Genomic DNA, 1,358 nt, shown 5'->3' with positions numbered 1-1,358 from the left:
GGCCCGCACCAGCAGCACCTGCTGGGTATCGGCCAGCTTGGGGCCGGTGCCGGGGGCGGCCTGCTGGGCTGCGATGCTTTCCTTGAGGGCCTGCAGGCGGGTGGTGAGGCGCTCGGTTTCGAGCTGGATGGCCGGTAGGCGGGTGCGCATTAGGGCCGCGCCTTTCTGCACTTCTGCGCTCCAGTTGGCCTGGGTGCCGGTGGGCAGGGTTTGGTTGGCCAGCAGGAAGGCTTTTTCCTGAGCCAGCCCTTGCAGCTCGGCTTCGGCGCGGCGCACGGCGGCCTGGGTGCGGGCCAGGCTGTCGGTCTGAGCTTTGGTGCGGGGGGCTGGCTCGGCGGCTTCGTCGTCGGCGAGGTCATTTTCGCCGCCCACGCTTTGCAGCTCGGCCCCGTCGCCAAGCTGTACTTCCATGTTTTCCTCGTTGAACAGGGGCGAGAGGCCGTTCACCACCACGCGGTTCAGGCCGGGGGCCAGCAGCACGTCGCCCCGGTGCTCCAGAGTGGTGCCGTTGAGGTATACCGTGGCGCTCACCAGCGGCGGCCGGGTGCTGGCCGGGTTGGTTTGGGCGGCGGCGGGGCGGGCCAGCAGCAGCACGGGCAGTAGCAGGAGCAGCAAGTAGCGGTGGGGCATGTTCGGGGCAGGTGGTTGTGGAATGAGCCGGTCGAAGATAGCCGCCGCACAGCTCTGGCTGGCGTGCTGATAGACAGTAATTACCCCTTTTCAATCCGCAGACCGCTGCTCAGAGGACTCATAGCGCTTTAATAGGTTCAGTATGGAATCATTTCTAATAATAAAGCCACCGTATGATTGGATTATGGGATAGCCGTAGATGGTTTTCAATACGTCCACTCTATTGCTGGTACCATCAGCCATGTAGGAATCTATGGCATATACTTCCACGCCGTATTTAGCTGGCGTGCTTTCCCAGTCGGTTATGTATGACCTCTTTAGCGCATCGGCCAGGGCACTGATTTCAGCGCTTTTCCTGATGTAAAATGTCGATTCTTGGGTAGTGGTATCAACATGCGTTACCTCGCAGTATTTCACCTGCCGGTAGTTGAAAGCCTGCAGGCGCGCCATTGCCTCCTGCTCATCCTCGCCGCAGCTTACCAGCAAACCGGCCTGCAATACGCAGAGTAGCATTGTTAATTTGAAGCGCATGTTGTTAGGATAGCAAGAATAGTTAGGCAGGCTACAGTCTGGCGAAATGAACAGGCCGAAGAAAGCCGTTGCGCGGCAGCGGCTGGGCGCCGGCCGCTGGCGTGCGTCTGCGACGCGCGCCAGCAAGGGGTTCTTACACGCTCCAGCCTTTGCAACGGCTCATCGGTACTTGACACCGGCCAGTGCCGAGGCACTTA

General features: G+C 60.8%; 2 protein-coding genes. Both read right to left on the bottom strand.

Features of this window, described 5'->3' with window-relative positions:
* Positions 1–630: DUF4140 domain-containing protein (locus ACYVDE_RS22930; RefSeq protein WP_460503850.1), on the bottom strand; the 630-nt coding region annotated here is incomplete at its 3' end.
* 90 nt (positions 631–720) lie between these two features.
* Entirely contained in the window at positions 721–1,161 is a 441-nt protein-coding gene (locus tag ACYVDE_RS22925) for a hypothetical protein (protein WP_460503849.1), read from the bottom strand.
* Between the last annotated feature and the right edge of the window lie 197 nt (positions 1,162–1,358).

Source organism: Hymenobacter agri (assembly GCF_054778495.1).
The sequence above is the reverse complement of the archived record's forward strand: the minus strand, read 5'-3'. Positions and strand labels throughout refer to the sequence as shown.